22 protein-coding genes are annotated in these 22,527 nt (G+C 72.2%); 15 read left to right on the forward strand and 7 right to left on the reverse strand.

Annotated features, from left to right (window positions below; translation table 11 throughout):
• Positions 1-3 precede the first annotated feature (3 nt).
• From mshB to L2K70_RS03825, 4 genes are read left to right on the forward strand one after another with little or no spacing between them, the layout of a single operon-like run.
• Entirely contained in the window at positions 4-906 is a 903-nt protein-coding gene (mshB, locus tag L2K70_RS03810) for an N-acetyl-1-D-myo-inositol-2-amino-2-deoxy-alpha-D-glucopyranoside deacetylase (protein ID WP_236399217.1), read from the forward strand.
• Between the two features lie 10 nt (positions 907-916).
• Complete coding sequence (locus tag L2K70_RS03815; protein ID WP_236399220.1) at positions 917-1,297, forward strand: hypothetical protein; 381 nt, start codon at positions 917-919, stop codon at positions 1,295-1,297.
• A complete protein-coding gene (locus L2K70_RS03820) occupies positions 1,269-3,023 on the forward strand; it encodes a VanW family protein (RefSeq protein WP_236399223.1) in 1,755 nt (584 codons plus the stop codon). The genes L2K70_RS03815 and L2K70_RS03820 overlap by 29 nt, the downstream gene beginning before the upstream one ends.
• Positions 3,024-3,042: 19 nt before the next feature.
• Positions 3,043-4,014, forward strand: coding sequence for a DUF389 domain-containing protein (locus L2K70_RS03825; RefSeq protein WP_236399226.1), 972 nt, complete (start codon positions 3,043-3,045; stop codon positions 4,012-4,014).
• On the opposite strand, the gene L2K70_RS21540 is transcribed toward L2K70_RS03825, so the two are convergent.
• Positions 3,996-4,928, reverse strand: a complete 933-nt coding sequence (locus L2K70_RS21540) for a GNAT family N-acetyltransferase (protein WP_236399228.1) — start codon at positions 4,926-4,928, stop codon at positions 3,996-3,998. The genes L2K70_RS03825 and L2K70_RS21540 overlap by 19 nt on opposite strands.
• A 67-nt stretch (positions 4,929-4,995) precedes the next feature.
• Between L2K70_RS21540 and fdxA the strand changes: the two genes are divergently transcribed.
• Genes fdxA through L2K70_RS03845 form a run of 3 tightly spaced genes read left to right on the forward strand, consistent with a single transcriptional unit; the run spans position 4,996 to position 7,344 of the window.
• Positions 4,996-5,322, forward strand: coding sequence for a ferredoxin (gene fdxA, locus L2K70_RS03835; protein WP_236399232.1), 327 nt, complete (start codon positions 4,996-4,998; stop codon positions 5,320-5,322).
• Positions 5,319-6,485, forward strand: a complete 1,167-nt coding sequence (gene dapC, locus L2K70_RS03840; RefSeq protein WP_308195725.1) for a succinyldiaminopimelate transaminase — start codon at positions 5,319-5,321, stop codon at positions 6,483-6,485. The genes fdxA and dapC overlap by 4 nt, the downstream gene beginning before the upstream one ends.
• 16 nt (positions 6,486-6,501) lie before the next feature.
• Complete coding sequence (locus L2K70_RS03845) at positions 6,502-7,344, forward strand: NAD(P)-dependent oxidoreductase (protein WP_236399235.1); 843 nt, start codon at positions 6,502-6,504, stop codon at positions 7,342-7,344.
• Positions 7,345-7,371: 27 nt separating this feature from the next.
• On the opposite strand, the gene L2K70_RS03850 is transcribed toward L2K70_RS03845, so the two are convergent.
• Positions 7,372-8,340, reverse strand: a complete 969-nt coding sequence (locus L2K70_RS03850; RefSeq protein ID WP_372477466.1) for a VldE C-terminal domain-containing protein — start codon at positions 8,338-8,340, stop codon at positions 7,372-7,374.
• A gap of 13 nt (positions 8,341-8,353) precedes the next feature.
• A complete protein-coding gene (dapD, locus tag L2K70_RS03855; protein WP_236399238.1) occupies positions 8,354-9,283 on the reverse strand; it encodes a 2,3,4,5-tetrahydropyridine-2,6-dicarboxylate N-succinyltransferase in 930 nt (309 codons plus the stop codon).
• A 66-nt stretch (positions 9,284-9,349) separates the two neighbouring features.
• Between dapD and L2K70_RS03860 the strand changes: the two genes are divergently transcribed.
• On the forward strand, positions 9,350-10,051 hold the full coding sequence (locus tag L2K70_RS03860; RefSeq protein WP_236399241.1) for a hypothetical protein: 702 nt from the start codon (positions 9,350-9,352) through the stop codon (positions 10,049-10,051).
• Positions 10,052-10,064: 13 nt separating this feature from the next.
• On the opposite strand, the gene L2K70_RS03865 is transcribed toward L2K70_RS03860, so the two are convergent.
• Entirely contained in the window at positions 10,065-10,595 is a 531-nt protein-coding gene (locus tag L2K70_RS03865) for a DinB family protein (protein ID WP_236399243.1), read from the reverse strand.
• 195 nt (positions 10,596-10,790) lie between these two features.
• Here L2K70_RS03865 and L2K70_RS03870 point away from each other — a divergent pair, with 195 nt between their 5' ends.
• Together L2K70_RS03870 and ileS are read left to right on the forward strand one after the other, a co-directional pair.
• On the forward strand, positions 10,791-11,822 hold the full coding sequence (locus L2K70_RS03870; RefSeq protein WP_236399246.1) for a hypothetical protein: 1,032 nt from the start codon (positions 10,791-10,793) through the stop codon (positions 11,820-11,822).
• 483 nt (positions 11,823-12,305) lie between these two features.
• The gene (gene ileS / locus L2K70_RS03875; protein ID WP_236399249.1) at positions 12,306-15,542 is read left to right on the forward strand and encodes an isoleucine--tRNA ligase; all 3,237 of its coding nucleotides are present in this window, start codon (positions 12,306-12,308) and stop codon (positions 15,540-15,542) included.
• Positions 15,543-15,546: 4 nt separating this feature from the next.
• On the opposite strand, the gene L2K70_RS03880 is transcribed toward ileS, so the two are convergent.
• Together L2K70_RS03880 and L2K70_RS03885 are read right to left on the reverse strand one after the other, a co-directional pair.
• Positions 15,547-16,254 carry a PKD domain-containing protein gene (locus L2K70_RS03880; RefSeq protein ID WP_236399253.1) on the reverse strand — a complete coding sequence of 236 codons (708 nt, stop codon included), beginning with the start codon at positions 16,252-16,254 and terminating at the stop codon, positions 15,547-15,549.
• Positions 16,251-18,170, reverse strand: coding sequence for a hypothetical protein (locus L2K70_RS03885; RefSeq protein ID WP_236399256.1), 1,920 nt, complete (start codon positions 18,168-18,170; stop codon positions 16,251-16,253). Before L2K70_RS03885 ends, L2K70_RS03880 begins: the two co-directional genes overlap by 4 nt.
• Positions 18,171-18,258: 88 nt before the next feature.
• Here L2K70_RS03885 and dapE point away from each other — a divergent pair, with 88 nt between their 5' ends.
• From dapE to L2K70_RS03910, 5 genes are read left to right on the forward strand one after another with little or no spacing between them, the layout of a single operon-like run.
• Complete coding sequence (dapE, locus tag L2K70_RS03890; protein WP_372477467.1) at positions 18,259-19,329, forward strand: succinyl-diaminopimelate desuccinylase; 1,071 nt, start codon at positions 18,259-18,261, stop codon at positions 19,327-19,329.
• Positions 19,326-20,096 carry an LOG family protein gene (locus L2K70_RS03895; RefSeq protein ID WP_372477468.1) on the forward strand — a complete coding sequence of 257 codons (771 nt, stop codon included), beginning with the start codon at positions 19,326-19,328 and terminating at the stop codon, positions 20,094-20,096. The genes dapE and L2K70_RS03895 overlap by 4 nt, the downstream gene beginning before the upstream one ends.
• Positions 20,093-20,383 (forward strand): DivIVA domain-containing protein, encoded by a 291-nt coding sequence (locus L2K70_RS03900; protein WP_236399262.1) that lies wholly within the window; start codon positions 20,093-20,095, stop codon positions 20,381-20,383. The genes L2K70_RS03895 and L2K70_RS03900 overlap by 4 nt, the downstream gene beginning before the upstream one ends.
• 16 nt (positions 20,384-20,399) lie before the next feature.
• Entirely contained in the window at positions 20,400-20,822 is a 423-nt protein-coding gene (locus L2K70_RS03905; protein WP_236399265.1) for a hypothetical protein, read from the forward strand.
• Positions 20,822-21,565, forward strand: coding sequence for a M14 family zinc carboxypeptidase (locus L2K70_RS03910; protein ID WP_236399413.1), 744 nt, complete (start codon positions 20,822-20,824; stop codon positions 21,563-21,565). Before L2K70_RS03905 ends, L2K70_RS03910 begins: the two co-directional genes overlap by 1 nt.
• 62 nt (positions 21,566-21,627) lie before the next feature.
• On the opposite strand, the gene L2K70_RS03915 is transcribed toward L2K70_RS03910, so the two are convergent.
• Positions 21,628-22,425, reverse strand: a complete 798-nt coding sequence (locus L2K70_RS03915) for an enoyl-CoA hydratase/isomerase family protein (protein WP_236399268.1) — start codon at positions 22,423-22,425, stop codon at positions 21,628-21,630.
• Positions 22,426-22,527 lie beyond the last annotated feature (102 nt).

The raw sequence follows: 22,527 nt of genomic DNA on the forward strand, positions 1-22,527 counted from the left end.
TGAATGACCGACCACCGCATCCTGCTCGTGCACGCCCACCCCGACGACGAGTGCATCGGCACCGGCGCCACCATGGCGCGCTACGTCGACGAGGGCGTCGGCGTCACCCTCGTCACCTGCACGGCCGGCGAGATGGGTGAGGTCCTCGTGCCCGAGCTGGCCCACCTCGCCTACGAGAAGGAGGGCGGTCTCGGCGAGCACCGCCGCGGCGAGCTGGACGAGGCGATGAAGGTCCTCGGCGTCACCGACCACCGCTTCCTCGGCGGGTTCGGCCGCTTCCACGACTCCGGCATGGCCTGGCACGAGGACGGCCACGCGATCCCGGCCGAGTCGATCCCGGACAACGCGTTCTGGACCGCGGACCTCAACGAGGCGGCCGACGAGCTGGTGAAGGTGATCCGCGAGGTCCGCCCGCAGGTGCTGGTCACCTACGACCAGTTCGGCGGCTACGGCCACCCCGACCACATCCAGGCCCACCGCGTCGCGATGTACGCCGCCCAGCTGGCGGCGGTCCCGTCCTACAAGCGCGACCTCGGCGAGCCGCACGACATCGCCAAGATCTACTGGACCGCGATGAGCGAGTCGCGGATGCGCGAGAGCCTGCGCCAGCTGCGCGAGTCGGGTGACACCGAGACGTTCAAGGGCATGGAGCCCGACGGCAAGCTCCCGCCGTTCGTCACCCCGGACGAGCTCATCAGCGCCCGCGTCGACGGGTCGGCGACGGTCGAGCGCAAGATGGGGGCGCTGCGCCAGCACGCGACCCAGGTGGAGCAGGACGGGCACTTCTTCTCCGGCGCGGAGAGCGGGCACTCGTGGTGGTCCGACGAGTACTACCGCCTCGTCAAGGGCACCCCGGGACCCCTCGACGCCGACGGGTTCGAGGAGGACCTCTTCGCCGGGCTGTGAGGGGCCCTCGGTGAGGGCCCTGCTCGCCGGGGTCGTGGGGCTGGTCTCCGGCACGGCCGGGACGCTCCTCCACCAGGAGTGGTGGGGCCTGGCGCTGGCTGCGGCGGCGGGGCTTGCGGCGCTGGGCTGGCTGTCGCCCGGCGTCGTACGCCTCGCCTTCGCGACCGGCTGGTGCCTCGCCGTCCTGCGGGGTGCGCTCGAGCGGCCGGCCGGGGGCTTCCTGATCGCCTCCGACGCGCCCGGCTGGTCGTGGCTGGCCGCCTCGTCGGTGCTGCTGCTGGGTGCGCTGCTGACCGTGCGCAGTGGTGCCGGGGCGCGGCGCGGATCCGGGAGTTCGAGCACGCCCTACCTAGACTCGCCGCGTGGCGAAGAACCCCCAGAGCACCAGTAGGCCGCCTCGCGACAAGGCGGGCGCCTCCGTCGTCGGGTGGCTCCTGCTCGGGCTCGTCGCGATCTTCGGAGGGCTGTACGTCGCCGCGCACTACGTCGCCGGCGACAAGGTCCCGCGCAACACGACGGTCTCCGGGGTCCGCATCGGCGGGCACCCCCAGGCCGAGGCCGCGCAGCGGCTCCAGGCCGGCCTCGCCGACACGGTGAACCGGCCGATCGCCACGACGATCGACGGCACCCCGGTCGAGGTCGACCCCGCCCAGGCCGGCCTGTCGGTCGACTACGAGGCGTCCGTCGCCGAGGCGGGCGGCGAGGAGAGCTGGGACCCGGTCCGCCTGTGGAACTACTTCACCGGCGGCGACGCCTCCGAGGCCGAGGTGAGCGTGGACGACGCGGCCTTCCAGGGCTACCTCGCCACCCTCGACGAGCAGCACGGCACGGCCGCCCGCGACGGCGCTGTCGGCTTCGACGGCGCCCGGGTGGTGAAGAAGGACGCGGTCACGGGCAAGGCCCTCGATCCGGGCGACACCCTCACGGCCCTGCGCACGGCCTTCCTCGAGGACGAGCCCGGCACGGTCGCCCTCGAGACGGTCGACGTCGCCCCCGCCATCGACGCGGGTGACGTGCAGGAAGCCCTCGACGGCTTCGCGTCGCCGGCGGTCGCCGCGCCGGTGACGCTGAGCTTCGACGGATCCGGCGTCAAGGTCTTCCCAGCCGACTACACCGCGGCGCTCAGCCTCGTGCCGACCGACGGTGAGCTCGTGCCGACCCTCGACGCCGCGAAGCTCTCCGAGGTCGTCGACGCCAGGATCACGCAGGGCGCCCCGGTCGACGCGAGCGTCGCCCTCGTCGACGGCAGGCCCCAGGTCGTCCCCGCCAAGCCGGGCATCACCTTCGACGAGGAGGAGCTCGAGGCGGGGTTCCTCGAGACCGTCGCCAAGCCGCAGGGCGAGCGGACCCTCGCGCTCACGGCCAAGGTCGCCGAGCCGGCCTTCACGACCCAGGACGCACGAGACCTCAAGATCACCGAGCAGGTCTCGACCTTCACGACCTACTTCCCCTACGCCGAGTACCGCAACATCAACCTCGGCCGCGCGGCCGAGCTGATCAACGGCACCGTGCTGAAGCCGGGGGAGACGTTCTCGCTCAACGGAACCGTGGGCGAGCGCACCGAGGCGAACGGGTTCACCAAGGGCTACATCATCAACGACGGCATCCTGGTCCAGGACCTCGGCGGCGGCGTCTCGCAGATCGCCACGACGACGTTCAACGCGATGTTCTTCGCCGGCCTCGAGGACGTCGAGCACAAGCCGCACTCGTTCTACATCGACCGCTACCCCGTCGGCCGCGAGGCCACCGTGGCCTGGGGATCGGTCGACCTGCGGTTCAGGAACGACACCCCGTACGGCGTGCTCATCCAGGCATCGGTGACGCCGTCGACTCCTTCCACCTCCGGCGTCGCCACGGTGACGATGTACTCCACGAAGTACTGGGACATCACCACCACCGAGGGGCCGCGGCACAACATCACCCAGGCGAAGGTCCGCAGGATCGACGACCTGAAGTGCCACCCCAACGAGGGCTACGGCGGCTTCGACATCGATGTCACCCGCTCCTTCACGCCGGTCAACGGCAACACCGAGACCCGCCCCGACGAGGTCTTCAGCACCACCTACATCCCCAGCGACACGGTGGTCTGCACCAATCCCGACGCCGTCGACGAGTGATCGCTGCGACACTTCCGCCATGCTGCTCCACCTGCGGCTCACCGTCCCGGCCGAGCTGAGCGACCAGGTCGTCGACCTGCTGTGCCACGACGACCGCTCCGCCAACCTCACGCTGACCCGGGGCGCGTCCCTGGCACCGATGGGCGACCTCGTCGAGTGCGACGTGGCCCGCGAGCTCGCGGGCGAGGTGATCGCCCGGCTGAAGCGGCTGGGCCTGCACGAGTCCGGTGGCATCGTCGTCACCACGCCGACCAGCACGCCGTTCACCGCCGCGCGCCGCCTCGAACGAGCCGCACCGGGCGACCCCGACGACGCCGTCGTGTGGGAGGCGGTCATCGAGCAGTGCTACGCCGCGAGCCGGCCGACGGTCTCCTACTACCTGTTCTTCGTCCTCGCCACGATGCTCGCCTCGATCGCCGTCATCACCGACTCGGCCGTGCTGGTCGTGGGCGCGATGGTCGTCGGTCCCGAGTTCGGGACGGTCGCCGCGATCGCGACCGGCCTCGTGTTCGGCCGGCTCCGGCTGAGCGGCAAGGCGCTGCGGCTGCTCGTCACCGGCGTCCTCGTCTCCGTCGTCGTCGTCACGCTCCTCAGCCTCGTCGCCGGCCTCACCGGCCTGATCACCGCCGACATGGTCACCCGCCCGCGCCCGCAGACCGGGTTCATCTGGCACCCCGACCGGTGGTCGTTCATCGTCGCGCTGATCGCCGGCGCCGCAGGGGTGCTGGCCATGACGACCGCGCGGGCCAACGCGATGGTCGGCGTCTTCATCTCGGTGACGACGATCCCCGCGGTCGGCAACCTCGCGCTCGCGCTGGGCGTGTGGGCGCCGTCGGAGATCCGCGGGTCCGCCGCCCAGCTCGCCGTGAACATCGGCGGGATGGTCGTCGCCGGGATGCTCGTCCTCGTCCTGCAGCGCCTGCTGTGGGTCCGTACGCTCCGGGCCGCACAGCGGCTCTTCACGCGGTCGGATCAGCGCGCGACGAGGTAGCGGTTGGTGTGGTGCGTGACGAAGCCGTGCCGCTCGTAGAGCGCGATCGCCCCCGTGTTGACGGTCTCGACGTGGAGCATTGCGGTCGTCGCCCCGAGCGACGCGCCCCAGTCGAGCAGCTCGGCGAGGACCGCCGTCGCGAGACCGCGGCGTCGGTGGTCCTCGTCGACGGCCAGGGACTCGAGGAGCAGCCAGTCGCCCGTCAGCACGCCGCGACCCGACGCCACGCCGCCCGCGACCGACACCGTGGCGTCGTACGGCGTCTCGTCGAGCGCCGCGTCGACCGTGGGTGCGGCGGCCCGCGCTGACCGCAGCGCCCGCGCGACGGAGGCGAGCTGGGCATGGGCGTCGCCGTCCGCTCCGGTCCCGTCCCCGTCGGGGAGGGCGACCGGGGCGAAGCCGAGCGGCGCGAGCCGCGCCTCGACCGACGACCCGCGCTCCACCTGGACGACCGGCGTCTGGTCGAGCGCGTCGTAGTAGCGGCGGACGCCGAAGGCGGCGTCCACCCAGCCGATGCCGGGCTCGCGCATGGCGAGCGCGGAGTTGCCGCGGCGGCGCAGCCGGCCACCGTGCGGGGGAGAGGCACGCAGCAGCCAGCCGCCGAGCGCCTCGGTCGCGATCGACGACCACAGGGCGCCGGTGCGTTCCTCGACCTCCTGCGCCTCGACCCGGGCGCGCACGGACGCGCGGGGTGGGACGGGCTTGCCGGTGATGACGTCGGCCAGGGGGATGGTGACGGGGCCGTGCCCGTCCCGGTCGACGGTGAGGACGCCCTGACCCCACGCCGTGCAGACACCCAGGACGTCGGTCGCCGAGCCGTCAACGAGCCGGTGGCGCACCACGATCCGTTGCCCGACGACGTGCGGGCCGAGGGAGTGCCTGCCCACTGGCTGGGGTTCTGCCGTGCCTGACACGCCCCGGATACTAGAGTGATCCGCGTTCGATTCCCCATCCGTGCTCCCCGCTCCTCAGGAGGACCTGGTGACCTACGTCATCGCCCAGCCGTGCGTCGACCTCAAGGACCGCGCGTGCGTCGACGAGTGCCCCGTCGACTGCATCTACGAGGGCAAGCGGATGCTCTACATCCACCCCGACGAGTGCGTCGACTGCGGCGCCTGCGAGCCGGTCTGCCCGGTCGAGGCGATCTTCTACGAGGACGACACCCCGGAGGAGTGGAAGGGCTACTACGACGCCAACGTCCACTTCTTCGACGACCTCGGCTCGCCCGGTGGGGCGGCCAAGATGGGCCTCATCGACAAGGACCACGAGCTCGTCGCCGCGCTGCCCCCGCAGGAGCACGACGAGTGAGTGACCTTCCGCTGGTCGAGGAGGTCGCACAGCGACCGTCACGAGACCACCGGAAGGTCTCCGAGCGGCTTCCCGACTTCCCGTGGGACAAGCTCACGGCCCACGCCGCGACCGCCCGCTCGCACGCCGACGGGATCGTCGACCTGTCGGTCGGCACGCCCGTCGACGCGACGCCCGAGGTCGTCCAGGAGGCGCTGCGCGCGGCCGCTGACGCGCCGGGCTACCCGACGACCATCGGTCTCGAGGCCACCCGCCGCGCGGCCATCGACTGGCTGGCGCGCCGCCACGGCGTGACCGGCCTCGGCCTCGACGGCCTGCTGCCGGTCATCGGGTCCAAGGAGCTCATCGGGTCGATGGCGCTCCACCTCGGGATCGGGGCGGGAGACCTCATCGGCTACCCGGCCCTCGCCTACCCGACCTACGAGGTCGGCGCCGCGCTCGCCGGTGCCGACAGCCTGGCCACGGACTCGTTGACGGCGTTCGGCCCGCGCACGCCGCGCCTGCTGTGGCTCAACAGTCCGGCCAACCCGAGCGGTCGGGTCCTGCCGCTCGACCACCTGCGCAAGGTCGTGGACTGGTGCCGCGAGCGCGGCACGATCCTCGTCTCGGACGAGTGCTACATCGAGTGCGCGTGGACGGACGACCCGCCGCTCTCGATCCTCGACCCGCGGGTCAGCGGCGGCTCCCACGACGGGATCCTGGCCGTGCACTCGCTCTCCAAGCGCTCCAACCTCGCCGGCTACCGCTGCGCCTTCGTCGCCGGTGACCCGGCTCTGGTCGGTGAGCTCCTGGCGGTCCGCAAGAACCTGGGTCTGCAGATGCCCGGCCCGCAGCAGCGCGCGATGATCGCCGCGCTGGAGGACGACGAGCACGTCGAGCGGCAGCACGCGACGTACGCCGCCCGGCGGGCGAAGCTGAAGCAGGCGCTCGAGGGCGCCGGGTTCCGGATCGACCACTCCGAGGCGTCGCTCTACCTGTGGGCACAGCGCCAGGTCGAGGAGGGTGCCGAGGACTGCTGGGCGACGGTCGCGTGGCTCGCCGAGAAGGGCATCCTCGTGGCCCCTGGCGACTTCTACGGCGCGGCCGGCGGCCGGCACGTCCGCGTCGCCTTCACCGCCACCGACGAGCGGATCGACGCCGCGGTGGCCCGTCTCACCGACTGATCGAGGAGGAGCCGCGATGCGCGTGACCGTGATGGGCACCGGGACGATGGGCGTGGGCATGGCCCACTCGCTGCTGCGGGAGGGACACGACGTCACGGTCTGGAACCGGACGGCCTCGCGCGCCGAGCCGCTCGCCGCGGACGGCGCCCGCGTCGCGACCGACCCGGCCGACGCAGTGGCCGACGCCGAGGCGGTCGTGACGATCCTCTTCGACACGGACTCGGTCCTCGAGGTGATGGGCGGCGCCTCGCTCCCCGACGGCTGCGTGTGGGTGCAGGCGTCGACGATCGGGCTCGAGGGCACCGACCGCGTCGCCGCGCTCGCGGAGGAGCGTGGCTGGCTGCTGCTCGACGCCCCCGTCCTCGGCACCAAGGCGCCGGCCGAGCAGGGCGCGCTGGTCGTGCTCGCCGCCGGTGACGACGCCGCGCTCGAGGCGGCGCGACCGGTCACCGACGCGATCGGCTCACGCGTGGTGCGCGCAGGGGACCGTCCTGGCGCCGGGTCCCGGCTCAAGCTCGCCTGCAACGCCTGGGTGGCCTCGCTGACCGCGGCGCTCGGCCAGTCGGTCGCCCTCACGGAGGCCCTCGGCCTCGACGCACAGCTGTTCCTCGACGCGATCGCGGGCGGTGCGGTCGACGCGCCCTACGCGCACCTGAAGGGTGCCGCGATGACGAGCGCCGACTGGACGCCGTCGTTCGCGGTCGACGGCGTGGTCAAGGACCTCGGGCTGATCCGCGACGCGGCGCACGGCGCGTCGGTCGACGACCGACTCCTGACGGCGGTGCTGGCCCTGTTCGCCGACGCGAGCGAAGCGGGCCACGGTGACGACGACATGGCCGCGGTGCGCACCGTCTTCTGAACCACGCCCCTGGCCCGGCCGGGCCCGTCAGTCGAAGACGTCGACGTGCACGTGGTCGCGGTGCTCCAGGATCTGCCGGTCGCCCCGCGACGACGACGGCACCCGGTAGTCGGTCCAGCCGTCGCCCGACCGCGAGCCCGCGTGCCAGATCCGGTCGTCGAAGATCAGCGTCTTGATGTCGAGGCGGTCGGCGTTGGCGACGAGGTAGGTCGCCATCGCCCAGCCGCGCTGCCTGTTCTCGGCGTAGACGGGCCGGTAGAAGATGTCGATCGCGCGGCCCTCGTAGTGCGCGGAGCCCTCCATGTGGCCGCTCGAGACGCCCTGCGGCTCGAAGCCGCCGAGGGAGAGCGAGCCGAAACGGGCCTCGAGGTCGGCGCGGACCACCGCGGCGCGGGCGGTGAGGCCCGACCCGTCGAGCTCGTCCGGCTCCTCGTCGGCGTCGCCCGGTACGTCGCACCACATCGCCTCGGGCGAGTTGCCGGTGAGGGCCGAGGCGAGCGCGCGCCCGTCCTCCTCGTGGTCGGCGTACGCATCGGGGTACGCCGAGCGCTGCACCGCCTGCGCGGCCTCGGTGATCTCCATGTCGCGGTAGCCGTCGATCTTCTCGAGCGCGTCGTAGAAGGCGTTGGTGGCGTAGACGGGGTCCATCAGCTGCCTGACCGTGCCCCAGCCCTGCGACGTGCGCTGCTGGAAGAGGCCGACCGAGTCCCGGTCGCCGTAGTCGATGTTGTAGAGCTTGGACTCCTGGAAGGCCGTGGCGAGCGCGATGCTGGCCGCACGCGCGGGCATCCCGCGCTGGATCGAGACGGCCGTGATGAGGGCGGCGTTCTCGGCCTGCTCGAGGTCGATCTCCACCGTGTGGCCGTCGACCTCCGCGGTGCAGCCGGACGTGTCGAGGATGGTCGGCACGCCGCCGCGGTCGACGAGGACGACCGTGGTGGCGACCGCTCCGAGGGCCACCACCGCCCCGATGGTGGCCGTCCGCAGGGACGGCATGCTCAGGCCCCCGCTAGTTGGCGTGCAGTGCCGCGTTGAGGGCGATGCCCTCGCCCTTCCACGGCACGGCCTCGACGGCGCCGCTGACCGAGTTGCGGCGGAACAGGATGTTGTCCACGCCCGAGAGCGTGTGGGCCTTCACAACGGCGGGCTTGCCGTCCATGTCGGTGACGGTGACCTTGGTGCCGGCGGTGACGTAGCAGCCGGCCTCGACGACGCAGTCGTCTCCGAGCGAGATGCCGATGCCCGCGTTGGCCCCGAGGAGGCAGCGCTCGCCGACCGAGATGACCTCCTTGCCGCCGCCGGACAGCGTCCCCATGATCGAGGCGCCGCCGCCGATGTCCGAGCCGTCACCCACGACGACGCCGCCGGAGATGCGGCCCTCGACCATGGATGCGCCGAGCGTGCCGGCATTGAAGTTCACGAAGCCCTCGTGCATGACGGTCGTGCCTTCGGCCAGGTGCGCGCCGAGGCGGACACGGTCGGCATCGCCGATCCGTACGCCGCTGGGCAGGACGTAGTCGACCATCCGGGGAAACTTGTCGACGCCGAAGACCGTGACGGCGGTGCCGCTCGCGACCAGGCGCGCGCGGGTGGCCTCGAAGCCCTCGACCGCGCACGGCCCGGCCGAGGTCCACACCACGTTGGTCAGCAGGCCGAAGATCCCGTCGAGGCTCTGCCCGTGGGGCTTCACCAGCCGGGACGACAGCAGGTGCAGCCGCAGCCAGACGTCCTCGGTCGTGGCGGGCGCCGCGTCGAGGTCCGCGATCTCGACCAACCGCACCTCGCGCCGTACGCCGCGCAGGTCGTCGTCGCCCTCCAGCGCCGTCAGCTCGGCCGGCGCCCCGCCCTCGGTCGCGCCGAGCGCGGGGGAGGGGAACCAGGCGTCGAGCACGGTGTCGCCGTGCAGGGTCAGCAGGCCGTAGCCGGAGGCAGCAGTCACGCGGCAAGGGTACGGAAGCGACCCATTCCGCAGCCATCCGCGTCGGCCCGGTGCGACACTTCGCGCATGACCCGGCGCCTCTCCTCCGTCGCGAGCCTCGTGCTGGCCGCCGTCCTCACCGTCGTGTGCCCGATCCCGGGGCCGGCAGGCGCGGCGGCGTCGGACGGGGTGAGCCTGACCGTCGCTGCGCCGCGCGCGGACAAGCTGGTGAAGGGTGTCTGGACGCGCATCCCGGTGACCGTCACCAACACCTCGGCGGTGCCGGCCGAGGACGTCCAGGTCGTCGGCGCCGCCACCGGCGTGCGCGTCCGCAAGCTCTCGGTGGGTGCGCTGGCTGCCGGTTCCAGTCGCACCGGCCTGGTGTGGGCCAAGCTGCGGGTCGCGTCCGCGACGCTGCGCCTCGATGCCACCGAGCTCGGTACGACGCTCGCGCGGACGTCGGTGCGCCTGGCGTCCCGGCCCGCGCCGCTCCCGCCGCGGGCGACGGGGTGGTCGGGCGACGGGGTGTCGTTCCAGCTGCTCGGCGGGCAGGTCAACGTCCTCAAGGGCAAGGTGCCCACCAGCTGCGGCACCAAGGACTTGGTCTACCCGGCGATCGCCGTCCCGCGCAACAACGAGGTCTACGGCTCGGCGGCGGGGGCGGACGGCTCGCAGATGGTCCTGGAGCTCGACTTCCTCTCGACCACCCGCGGCGTGGGCTCGCTGACGTGGACCTACGACGGCGGGTGCCGCGGCGTCGTCCGGTTCACCGTCCACGCCAACGTCTAGGGCCGCACCCCGCTCACTGGCCGGTGCGGCCGTCGATGCACTCCCGCACCAGGTCGGCGTGCCCGCAGTGGCGGGCGTACTCCTCGACCATGTGGACGATGATGTCGCGCACCTCGGTGGGCTCACCGTGCACGTCGACCACGGCGTCGAGGTCCGTGCGGTCGAGCACCTCGCGGGCGTGGGCGATCTCGCCCTCCCACAGGTCGTGCGACGCGCGCACCAGGTCCTCGTCGACCTCGGGGAGGTCGAAGCCGGCGTCCTCGTCCTGGAAGAGCCGTGGGATGTCCATCCGCTCCTCGATCACCCGGCGGAACCAGCTCTGCTCGACGCGTGCCATGTGCCGCACCAGCCCGAGCAGCGAGATGTTCGACGGCGGCACCGCCTTCGTCGCGAGCTGCTGGGCGTCGAGCCCGTCGCACTTGAGCGCGAGCGTGCCGCGGTAGTGCTCGAGGTAGCCGACGAGGCACTCCTTCTCGCCCCGCGTCGGCCCCATCTGCATCCGCGGGTCCTGGTCCTCGGGCAGCCACATGCCGTTGAAGTTCATGGGGACGACCCAATCGCACCCCCTCCCGGGTAGTCCAGCGGGTTCCTGCTGCCCGGACCGGGGTAGTCCAGTGGGTTCCTGTCGTCCGACGGCCACCTTCGCGACGGAAGCCCACTGGACTACCCCCGGGCGGGTGGCGGGACGAAGGCCTGTGGACTGCCGGTACGACGGCCACGCACGGGGCAGGGGAGGGGCATGTTCGTTCCTCCGCCGTTCCACGAACGCCGTCCGGGTCTGGTCGCGCCGGTCCGGCACGACCCTGACGGTCTGCGTGGGCCGACGCCGGGCGTGGCTCGCGGCCCTCGTTGGCGCACCACGAGCCGCGGTCTCTTCGTACCTCACGACGTCCCCGCCACGTCCTTCCAGCGCACGGTCGAGGCGGCCGCGGTCCTCACGACGGACGAGGCGGTCACCGGGTGGGCGGCCCTCGCATGGACGGGCGGTCGATGGTTCGACGGGACCATCGACGGCGCGACGCCACGCGACGTGCACGTCGTTGCCCGTCGGCACATCGCCTCGCAGGCCGGGTGGCGGGTGAGTCAGGAGTTCCTCCACCCCGACGAGATCGTCGTCGTCGACGGACTGCCCGTCACGACACACGTGCGCTCGGTGACGTACGAGATGCGGTACGCCGCCGCGCTCGGTGACGCGGTCGTGGCGCTCGACATGGCCTGCTACTCCGACCTCGTCAGCATCGCCGAGGTCACGACGTACCTGTCCGCCCTCGGACCGGTGACCGGCATCCAGCAGGCGCGGGACGCCCTCGTCGAGGCTGACGAGAACTCGTGGTCCCCGCGGGAGACCCGGATGCGCGGCGTGTGGACCAAGCGCGCACTGCTGCCGCGGCCCCTGTGCAACGTCCCTGTCTTCGACGGCTCCGGGCGACACGTCGGCACCCCTGACCTGATCTCGCCCGAGATGGGGCTGGTGGGGCTCTACAACGGCTCGGACCACCTGAGCCTCGTCGGCGCGGCCGCCGACGAGAAGAAGAGCTCCGACTACCGCGACGTCGGCCTCGAGGTCGTCACCATGCTCGCGACGGACTGGTCGCGGTTGTCCGACTTCATCGCTCGCCTGCACGCCGGCGCCCGACGAGCCCGGCCACTGGGTGGCTCCTGGACCGTCGACCCACCGGCGTGGTGGACCCCCACCCACACGGTCGCTCGACGCCGTGCGCTCACTGATCTCGAGCGCCACCGGTACCTCCGCTACCGAGGGGCTGCGTGATCCTCGCCCGCGGCTGCACCTCGCCCCGCACGGGGGTAGTCCAGTGGGTTCCTGTCGTCCGCCAGAGGTAGTCCAGTGGGTTTCTGCCGTCCGCGGAGCCGTTCGGGAGCAGGAACCCACTGGACTACCCCGAGGGCGGCGACGACGTGCTCCCACGACGGAAGCCCACTGGACTACCCGGGTGGTCCCGGTGAGCCACCCCGGCTGACCGAGCAAACGGATTGGCGGTCGCCTCCGCACGCGCCGTACGATCGCGGCAGGCGTCTGAGCCGTCATCAGCGGCGAGCCTCGGGAAGAACGGGTACGGCGATCCGGCCGCGGCCCCAGTAGAACCCGACGGGTGCGGCCCGACACAGCCGGAACGAGCGGTCGCCCGTCAGGGCGGCAAGCGAGGTGGTACCGCGGCACCCTCCGTCGGAGGTGGTCGTCCTCGCGGGTTTCGAGACAGGACCTCGTCCTTCCTCAACCAGCGAGAGAGAGCCGATGACGTACCCCAAGGTCAGCCACACCGATGCGACGTCGGTCGCGAGCAGCCCGCGCTTCCCGGCGATCGAGGAGGCGGTGCTCGCCTACTGGGAGTCCGACGACACCTTCCGCGCGAGCGTCGCGCAGCGCGACGCGGGCGCGAACGGCGAGAACGAGTTCGTCTTCTACGACGGCCCCCCGTTCGCCAACGGGCTCCCGCACTACGGCCACCTGCTGACCGGCTACGTCAAGGACCTCATCCCGCGCTACCAGACCATGCGCGGCCACCGCGTCGAGCGCCGCTTCGGCTGGGACACCCACGGCCTGCCGGCCGAGCTGGAGGCGATGCGCCTCAACGGCATCAAGACCACCGACGAGATCGTCGAGCTCGGCATCGAGAAGTTCAACGAGGCGTGCCGCCAGTCGGTGCTGAAGTACACCGGCGAGTGGCGCGACTACGTCACCCGCCAGGCGCGGTGGGTCGACTTCGACAACGACTACCGCACCATGAACCCCGAGTTCATGGAGTCGGTCATGTGGGCCTTCAAGCAGCTGCACGACAAGGGCCTGGTCTACGAGGGCTTCCGGGTGCTGCCCTACTGCTGGCAGGACGAGACGCCGCTGTCCAACCACGAGCTGCGGATGGACGACGACGTCTACCAGATGCGGCAGGACCCGGCCGTCACGGTCGGGTACGACGTCACCACCGAGGGCGACTTCAAGGGGGTCAAGGTCCTCGTCTGGACGACGACGCCCTGGACCCTGCCCTCCAACCTCGCCGTCATGGTCGGGGAGGACATCGACTACGTCGTCGTCGAGTCCGACGGGCCCACGGGCAGCGTCGAGCGCTACCTCATCGCCGAGGCCCGGCTGGCGTCGTACGCCCGCGAGCTGGCCCCTCGCGATGGGCAGAGCGAGCCCACCGTCACCTGGCGCGGGAAGGGCGCGGACCTGCTCGGGCTCGAGTACACGCCGCCGTTCTCCTACTACGCCGGCCACGAGAGGGCCTTCCGCCTCGTGCCCGCGGAGTTCGTCACGACCACCGACGGCACCGGGCTCGTCCACACCGCCGGCGCCTTCGGCGAGGACGACAAGGTCGTCACCGACCGCGAGGGCATCGAGGCCGTCATGCCGGTCGGCAAGGACGGGCGGTTCACCTTCCCCGTCGTCGACTACGAGGGCATGCAGGTATTCGACGCCAACCTCCAGGTCATCGACCACCTGAAGGCCGCCACCACGGGCAGCGGCGAGACGGGCAGCGTCAGCCCCGGCACCGTGCTGGTGCGGCGCGAGACCTACGACCACTCCTACCCGCACTGCTGGCGCTGCCGGCAGCCGCTGATCTACAAGGGCGTCTCGTCGTGGTTCGTCGAGGTGACCCGGGTCAAGGAGCGGCTGATGGCGCTCAACCAGGACATCCGCTGGGTGCCCGACCACATCAAGGACGGCCAGTTCGGCAAGTGGCTGGAGAACGCCCGCGACTGGTCGATCACCCGCAACCGGTTCTGGGGCAGCCCGGTGCCGGTGTGGAAGTCGGACGACGAGAAGTACCCGCGCGTCGACGTCTACGGCTCGTTCGAGGAGATCGAGCGCGACTTCGGCCGGCTGCCGACGGACAAGGACGGCAACCCCGACCTGCACCGGCCGTTCGTCGACGACCTGACGCGCCCGAACCCCGACGACCCTCGCTCGCCAGAAGAGGGCCAGTCCACCATGCGCCGCGTCACCGACGTCCTCGACGTGTGGTTCGACTCCGGCTCCATGTCGTTCGCGCAGGTGCACTACCCGTTCGAGAACAAGGACTGGTTCGACCACCACTTCCCGGGCGACTTCATCGTCGAGTACATCGGCCAGACGCGCGGCTGGTTCTACACGATGCACGTCCTGGCGGGCGCGATCTTCGACCGCCCGGCGTTCTCGACGTGCCTGAGCCACGGCATCGTCCTGGGCAACGACGGGCAGAAGATGTCGAAGTCGCTGCGCAACTACCCCGACGTCCGCGAGGTCTTCGACCGCGACGGCGCCGACGCCATGCGGTGGTTCCTGATGTCGAGCCCGATCCTGCGCGGCGGCAACCTGGTCGTCACCGAGCAGGGCATCCGCGACTCCGTGCGGCAGGTGCTGATCCCGCTGTGGAACAGCTGGTCGTTCTTCAGCCTGTACGCGAACGCGGCTGGTGACGGCAGCGGCCACGAGGCCACCTGGCGCACCGACAGCGCGGACCCGATGGACCGCTACATCCTGGCCAAGCTGCGTGACTACGTCGCCGCGATGACCGACCAGCTCGACAACTACGAGGTGGCGGCGGCGTGCGACTCGACGCGCGGCTTCCTCGACGTGCTGACGAACTGGTACATCCGCCGCTCGCGCGAGCGCTTCTGGGACGAGGACGCGGACGCCTTCGACACCCTCTACACGGTCCTCGAGGTCGTCTGTCGCGCCACCGCCCCGCTGCTGCCGCTCACGACCGAGGAGGTCTGGCGCGGGCTCACGGGTGAGCGCTCGGTGCACCTGGCCGACTGGCCTGCCGTCGAGGACCTGCCCGCGGACGACGCGCTCGTCGCGGCGATGGACGCCGTGCGTGACGTCTGCTCGGCCGGCTCCGCGCTCCGCAAGGCCGCGAACCTCCGCAACCGCCTGCCCCTGCAGTCCCTGACGGTCGTCGTGCCGGACGCGTCCGGCCTCGCCGGCTTCGACCGGCTGGTCGCGGACGAGCTGAACCTCAAGGAGGTCCGGCTCCTCGACCTCGAGACGGACGAGGCGGCGTCGTACGGCGTCGAGCAGCGGCTCACGGTCAACGCCCGCGCCGCCGGGCCGCGGCTCGGCAAGGACGTGCAGGTGGCGATCAAGGGCTCGAAGACGGGCGACTGGTCGGTCGACGAGGACGGTGTGGTCACCTCGGGCGGGCTGCGGCTGGAGGACGGGGAGTTCACCGTCGACACCGTCGCAGGAGCCTCCGACACCGGCCGCGCGGTCGGCGTGCTGCCGCGCGGCGGCTTCGTCGTCCTCGACACCGACGTGACGCCCGAGCTCGAGGCCGAGGGCACCGCCCGCGACCTCGTCCGGGCGGTCCAGCAGGCCCGCAAGGACGCCGGCCTCGCCGTCTCCGACCGGATCGCGCTCACCGTCTCCGGCCCGGCCGACGTCCTCGACGCGGCCCGGACCCACGAGGCGCTGCTCTCGGCGGAGACCCTCGCCACGTCCGTGTCGTACGACGACGCGGCCGAGGTCGGCGTCGAGGTGGCGAAGGCCTGAGGCGTCAGCGGACGATGCGGAGTGGCGCGCGGGCCTTGGCGACCCCGTAGCGGTTGGCCGCCCGGACGATGACGCGGTAGCGCCCGGGCAGCAGCCCGAGCCCGGAACGCGCGCCCGGCAGCGTGCTCAACCTCAGCACGTGGTCACCGCCGTCGTCCACGGCGTCGAAGATGAAGCGCGTCCTCGCTGTGGTCCCACGCACCTCGACGCTGAGCCTCGTCGTGTCGTCGATGTCGGAGAGCCGGAACGAGACGCTGGCCCGACGACGAACCCCAGCCGTCCGACCCTCGAGCGAGATGGTCGCGGGTCGCACCTCCAGTCGCGACACGGTCGGCTCGGTGTAGGACGGCTCGGGCTGGAACGCCGAGACCGGCACCGCCGCTGTGGCCGTCGCGGTGTTGCCTGCCAGGTCGACGGCGGTCACGGTGACGGTCATCGTGCCGGACTGCGCGTACGTGTGGGAGACGGACGGGCCGACAGCCGACCCGCCGTCGCCGAACGTCCAGGTGAGGGACGCGATGCCCGATTCAGTGTCGTGCGCGGTGGCGGCGAAGGCGATGGCCGAGTGGACGGTCGGCGTGGTCGGCTGGAAGGTGACCGAGTCGACCACGGGCGGGGTGGTGTCGTCGACGGCCGACGCGGGAGTCGGCAGCAGACTGACGGCCACCGCCGCGGCCGCGGTGCGGGTGCGGCGGCCGACGACGGACCTCACCGCACGACCCGCAGGCGCAGCGTCTTCCTCGGGCTGGTGCCCACCTTGTTCTTGGCGGTGACGACGACCTTCCACCGACCCGGGGTCAGCACCTTGCGGGCACCGAGCCGGGCCCGGACGGCGACGACGTTGCGGCCCGCCTCGAGCTTCTCCACCAGGCGGACCGGCTTGCCCGTGCCCCCCACCTTGCGGAACGTGAAGGTCACCCGCGCGTCCGTGTTGAGCACGACGACGGCCTTGGCCTTCTTGACCACGCGTGCGTCCGACCCGACCGCGCGGATCTTCCTGGTGCTGAGGCGCGCCCGGTCGATCACCGGTGCGATCCGGGTGGTCGGCCGGCAGGTGAACGTGCCGGTGTAGGTGCAGGCGGTCGCGTTGCCGACGCTGTCGGTGAGCACGACCCGGACCGGTCCGGAGCCGCCCGTGCCGCCGTACGACACCGAGGTGCCCGTCGCGGTGGTGCCGTCCGGGAAGGTCCAGCGCGCCGAGGCGACGCGGGACCAGACGTCGTGGGCCCTCACCGAGTACGCGCGGGCACGCGCGGACGTGCGGGTGGCGGCGGCGCCGGTGATCTCGTCGACGACCGGGCCGGCCGCGTCGAGGCCGCGGGCCTGGACGATCCAGCCGGCGTCCCCCTTGCGGGACCAGGCCGCGGTGGCGTTGCCCGCGGCGTCGACCGCGACCTGCGGGTGCAGCGCGTTGCTCGGGGCGGACAGCGCGATCGGCTCCGACCACCCGCCGACACTCGTGCGGCGGGCGGCCTCCACGACTCCGCCCCCCTCGGCGCCCCGCGACCACACAGCCGTCGCGTTGCCGGCGAGGTCGACCGCGAGCTGCGGGTCCCACGAGCTGCTCGCGCCGTCGGAGAGCAGGGCTGGGGTGCTCCAGGTGCCGTCGGCCGGTCGGGACGCGCTCGCGACGACCCAGCCCGAGCCGTCGTTCTGCTGCCAGAGGGCGGTGGCCTCGCCCCGGCGGTCCACGGCGATCGCGGGGGTGTCGAAGACCTCCCCGCGCACGAGGTCGAGCGGGGCGGACCAGGCGCCGCCGGGAGCGCGGGACGCGGTCTGCACGCCGTACGCGCCACCGGCGAAGCTGCCCCAGACCGCGGTCACGGTGCCGGCCGGGTCGGCGACCACACGCGGGTTGGCGCGCGGACCGGCCGTGCCGGACAGCTCGACGGGCGTGCTCCACGCGCCGCCCGCGGGCCGGGTGGCGGCCTGGAGCGAGGCCCCGGCGGCCCACACCGCGGTCGTGGTGCCGGCCGGGTCGATGGTGACGTCGGTCGTGCGGGCCGGACTGCCGGCGGGCGACAGGTCGACCGGGGCGCCCCACGTGCCGTCGGCAGCCTGCGTCGAGGCCTGGACGGTGAAGCGCCACGGCTGGCCGGGGGCTCCCTCGAAGCGTGACCACGTCGCGGTCGCCACGCCGGCCGCGTCGACCGCCACCTGCGGGACGTCGGGTCGCGAGCTCAGGTCGCGGCTGGGGTCGCTCGACAGGGTGGCGGGCGCGCTCCACGTCCCGGTGGCGGACCGGGACGACGCCTGGACCGTGCTGCGGTCGGGCTCGGCGTTCCGCCACACGACGGTCGCCACACCCGAGGGCGCGACGGCAACCTGCGGGAAGCCGATCTGGGCGCCGGTGGCGATGACGACCGGCGCGCTCCATGCGCCGCCGACGGGTCGGTAGGACGCCTCGACGACGGTGCCGGAGCCGTCGTAGCGCGACCAGACGACGGTCGAGTTGCCGGCGGCGTCGGCGCCGATCGCCGGCGTCTGCGCCCCGGGCGCCGACAGATCGGCGAAGAGGTTGGTGACCGGGCGCCAGGTCGGCGCCGCCCCGGCCTGGGCCGGGACGAGGGTTGCTCCGAGCAACCCCGTCACGGTCACGACCACGATCCGTGCGATGACACGCTTCATCTCTGATCCCCCACGTTGTCCGCGCCGCTCGATCGGCGCGCGCCACACCCTATGACGTCGCGGACGGGGGACTGGTTGTATGGATTCCATGAAGCTCGACCTGTCCGCCGACGTCGTCACCCTCACCCAGCAGCTCGTCGACATCGAGTCGGTCTCCCACCACGAGGAGGCGATCGCCGACGCGGTCGAGGTGGCACTGGGCAGCCTCGGCCACCTGACGCTCACCCGTCGGGGCCACACGATCGTCGCGCGCACCGACCTCGGGCGTCCCGAACGCGTCGTGATCGCCGGCCACCTCGACACCGTGCCGCTCAACGACAACCTGCCCTCGCGCCTCGAGGACGGCGTCCTGCACGGCCTCGGCACGTGCGACATGAAGGGCGGGGACGCAGTCATGCTCAAGCTCGCCGCGGACGTCGCCGGGAACGAGCCCGAGCGCGACCTCACCTTCGTCTTCTACGAGGCCGAGGAGGTCGACTCGGTCCACAACGGGCTGCGCAAGCTCACCGAGAGCGACCCCGACCTGCTCGCGGCCGACTTCGCCATCCTGATGGAGCCGAGCAATGCCGTCGTCGAGGCCGGGTGCCAGGGCACGATGCGTGTCGACGTACGCACCACCGGCGAGCGCTCCCACAGCGCGCGCAGCTGGAAGGGCGTCAACGCCATCCACCTCGCCGGCCCGGTGCTCGCCCGCCTCAACGACTACGTCGCGCACAAGCCGACGATCGACGGCCTGACCTACCACGAGGGCCTCAACGCGACCGGCATCCGGGGCGGCGTCGCCGGCAACGTGATCCCCGACGAGTGCGTCATCGAGGTCAACTTCCGCTTCGCCCCCGACCGCAGCGAGGCCGAGGCCGAGGCGTTCGTCCGCGACTTCTTCGAGGGGTACGACGTCACCGTCACCGACATGGCGGCCGGCGCCCTGCCGGGGCTCGACCGCCCCGCCGCGAAGGCGTTCGTCGAGGCGGTCGGCGGCGAGGTGAACCCCAAGTTCGGCTGGACCGACGTCGCCCAGTTCACCAAGCTCGGCATCCCCGCGGTGAACTTCGGCCCCGGCGACCCCATGTTCGCCCACAAGCAGGACGAGCACGTCCCGACCGCGCACCTCGAGCACTGCGAACGGGTCCTCAAGGACTGGCTGGGAGGCACCGCGTGAGCGACGACTCCCAGCGCCGGGTCAAGGGCCGCGAGATCGAGCGTCGCGGCCAGGTGACGGTCGGCAGCACCACCGACCAGCGCCTGCTCGACTCCCGCGGGCCCACGGACTGGGTGCACACCGACCCGTGGCGGGTGCTGCGCATCCAGTCGGAGTTCGTCGAGGGCTTCGGCTCGCTTGCCGAGCTCGGTCCGGCGATCGCGGTCTTCGGCTCGGCCCGCACGCCGGCCGACCACCCGCACTACGCCGTCGGTGAGGAGGCCGGGCGCAAGCTCGCCGAGGCCGGCTTCGCCGTGATCACCGGCGGCGGCCCGGGCGCGATGGAGGCCGCCAACAAGGGTGCGTGCGAGGCGGGCGGCGTCAGTGTCGGCCTGGGGATCGAGCTCCCCTTCGAGTCCGGGCTCAACCAGTGGGTCGACAAGGGCATCAACTTCCGCTACTTCTTCGCCCGCAAGACGATGTTCGTGAAGTACTCCCAGGGCTTCGTCGTCCTGCCCGGCGGCCTCGGCACCCTCGACGAGCTGTTCGAGGCGCTCACCCTCGTGCAGACGCAGAAGGTGACGTCGTTCCCGATCGTGCTGATCGGCACGGCGTACTGGAAGGGCATGCTCGACTGGCTGCGTGACACCGTCCTCACCGAGGGCAAGATCAACGCCAAGGACCTCGACATGATGGTCGTGACCGACGACGTCGACGAGGCAGTGGCGCTGATGGTCGCCGCGCGCGAGGACCGCTGGCCCACGCCGACTCCGGAGCGTCCCGAATGACGTGGCTCTTCGCGATCCTCATCGTCCTCGCGATGGGCGGCGTGGCCGTCGTCGCGTCCGGTCGCGGCGGGTCCATGCCGCCGGCGTACGACGACCGTCCCGACCTCGGCCTGCCCGAGGGCCGACCCCTCGAGGCGCGGGACCTCCGGTCCGTGCGCTTCCCGCTCGCGGTGCGCGGCTACCGGATGTCGGACGTCGACGAGCTGCTCGCACGGCTGGCCACCGAGCTCGAGGACCGGGAGCCGGGCACGGGTGCTGCTTCGTCTGGCGACCGCGACCCCGCCTAGGGCAGACTCCTCCGACATGTCGTTCCCGATCGTCGTGTGGATCCTCACCGGCCTCGCGGCCGTGGCGATCGTGCTCACCCGACTGCGGTTGCGGGCTGCGGACGCGGCCGGCCGGTTCTCGATCAGTCGCCGGCTGCCCGTCGTGCACTTCGTCGTGGGCCTGCTGGCCCTCGTCCTGTGGCTCGGCGTGCTGCTGGCACCCGACGACAGCGTCCTGGGCGGACCGCTGTTCGGCATCCTGGCCATCGCCGCCTGGTGGGTCACCGCGATCTGCGGTCTGCTCCTGCTCATGCGGTGGCTGCCGGCGAAGGGCCGGCACGTGCCGGAGGCGTCCGGCGACAGCTGGAGCGACGGGCCCGGGCTCTCCCTGCTGGCGCACCTCGGCATGGTCGTCGGCGTCCTCGTCTTCACCTACGCCTACCTCACCGCCGCGGTGTGATGGCCCGCGTCACGGGGATCGCGACGGTGCTCCTGGGTGCCGTCCTGGTGGCACCGAGCCCGTCGCAGGCGGTGGTCTCCGAAGACCGTCCCGCGGTCGTCGAGGTCCGCACGATCGGGCACTCGGTCAGGGGTCGCCCGATCCGGGCATGGCGCCTCGGCGAGCCCGGCAGGCGCCCGGTCGTGCTGGTCTCCACGATGCACGGCAACGAGCCGCACACCCGTCGGATCCTCGAGAGCCTGCGCGACGGCCGCCCGGTCGAGGGCATCGACCTGTGGGTGGTGCCGACGTACAACCCCGACGGGCTCGCCCGCGGGACGCGGCGCAACGCCCACGGGGTCGACCTGAACCGCAACTTCCCCTACCGGTGGGCCGACCTGGACGGCAGCTACGAGTCCGGCCGGGGCCCGGCCAGCGAGCCCGAGACGCGCGCCATGATGGCGTTCCTCGACGAGATCGCGCCGCGGCGCGTGATCAGCTTCCACCAGCCGCTCCACGGGGTCGACACCGACACCAAGGACGCCGGCTTCGCCCGCCGGCTCGCCCGTGCGCTCCGGCTGCCGAGCACCACGCTGGACTGCGGAGGCCTGTGCCACGGCACGATGACTATGTGGTTCAACCACCGCTTCGCCGGCTCCGCGCTGACCGTCGAGTACGGCGCCCGCCCCTCGCGCCACCGGATGAGCGTCGAGGCGCCGCGCCAGCTGCTCGACGCCCTGCGCGCCCGTCGTACGTCGGGGTAGTCCGCATCAGAAGTCAGGTCTGGACGGCCCGGCAAGGTGACATCTGATGCGGACTACCAGCTTCAGCGGCCGCGGTAGACCGGCTTCTCCTTGGCCACGAAGGCGTTCACCGCGGCGAGGTGGTCCTCGGTGCCGCCGGTGAGGGCCATCTTCTCGGCCTCGAAGGCCAGCGACTCCTCGAGCGGGTGCGAGGCGGAGTAGGCCACCGCCTGCCGGATGGAGCCGTACGACACCGTCGGGCCGTCGGCCAGCCGGCGCGCGAGCTCGGCGACGGCACCGGCGAAGTCGGCCTGCGTGACGACCTGCGTCGCGAGGCCGAGCTCGAGCGCCTCCTGTGCCGGCACGGTGCGCGGGAAGTAGAGGAGCTCCATCGCCTTGGCGCGCCCGACCAGGCGCGGCAGGGTCCAGCTCGAGCCGGTGTCGCACGACAGGGCGACGCCGGCGAAGGAGGTGTTGTAGCCCGCCGAGTCGACCAGGATCCTGAAGTCGGCGGCGAAGGCCAGGCTCGCTCCCGCGCCCGCAGCGACGCCGTTCACGGCAGCGACGACCGGCTTCGGCATGGTCGACAGGGCCAGCACGATCGGGTTGTAGTGCTTCTCGACCGTGTCCGACAGCGGCACGTCGGCCTCCCCGGTGAGCCCGGCCAGGTGCTCCTTCAGGTCCTGGCCGACGCAGAACGCGCGCCCGCTGCCGGTGAGCACGACGCAGCGCACCTCCGGGTCGTCCGCCACGCGACGGACCGTCTCGAGGAGCAGGTCCTTGGTGGCCACGTCGAGGCCGTTCATCGCCTCCGGACGGTTGAGCGTGATCGTCGCGACGGCGTCGGTGACGTCGAGCAGGACGGGGGGAGAGCTGGTCATGGACGCAGTCTGCCCGACCGCGAGCGGGCGTCCGTGCGCCCTGTGGTGCCGATCACGCTGGTCATGGGGGATAATGGGGGCCGTACGACGCCTATCGGGGCG

The organism is Nocardioides potassii, assembly GCF_021648885.1.
Classification (GTDB): Bacteria; Actinomycetota; Actinomycetes; order Propionibacteriales; family Nocardioidaceae; genus Nocardioides; species Nocardioides potassii.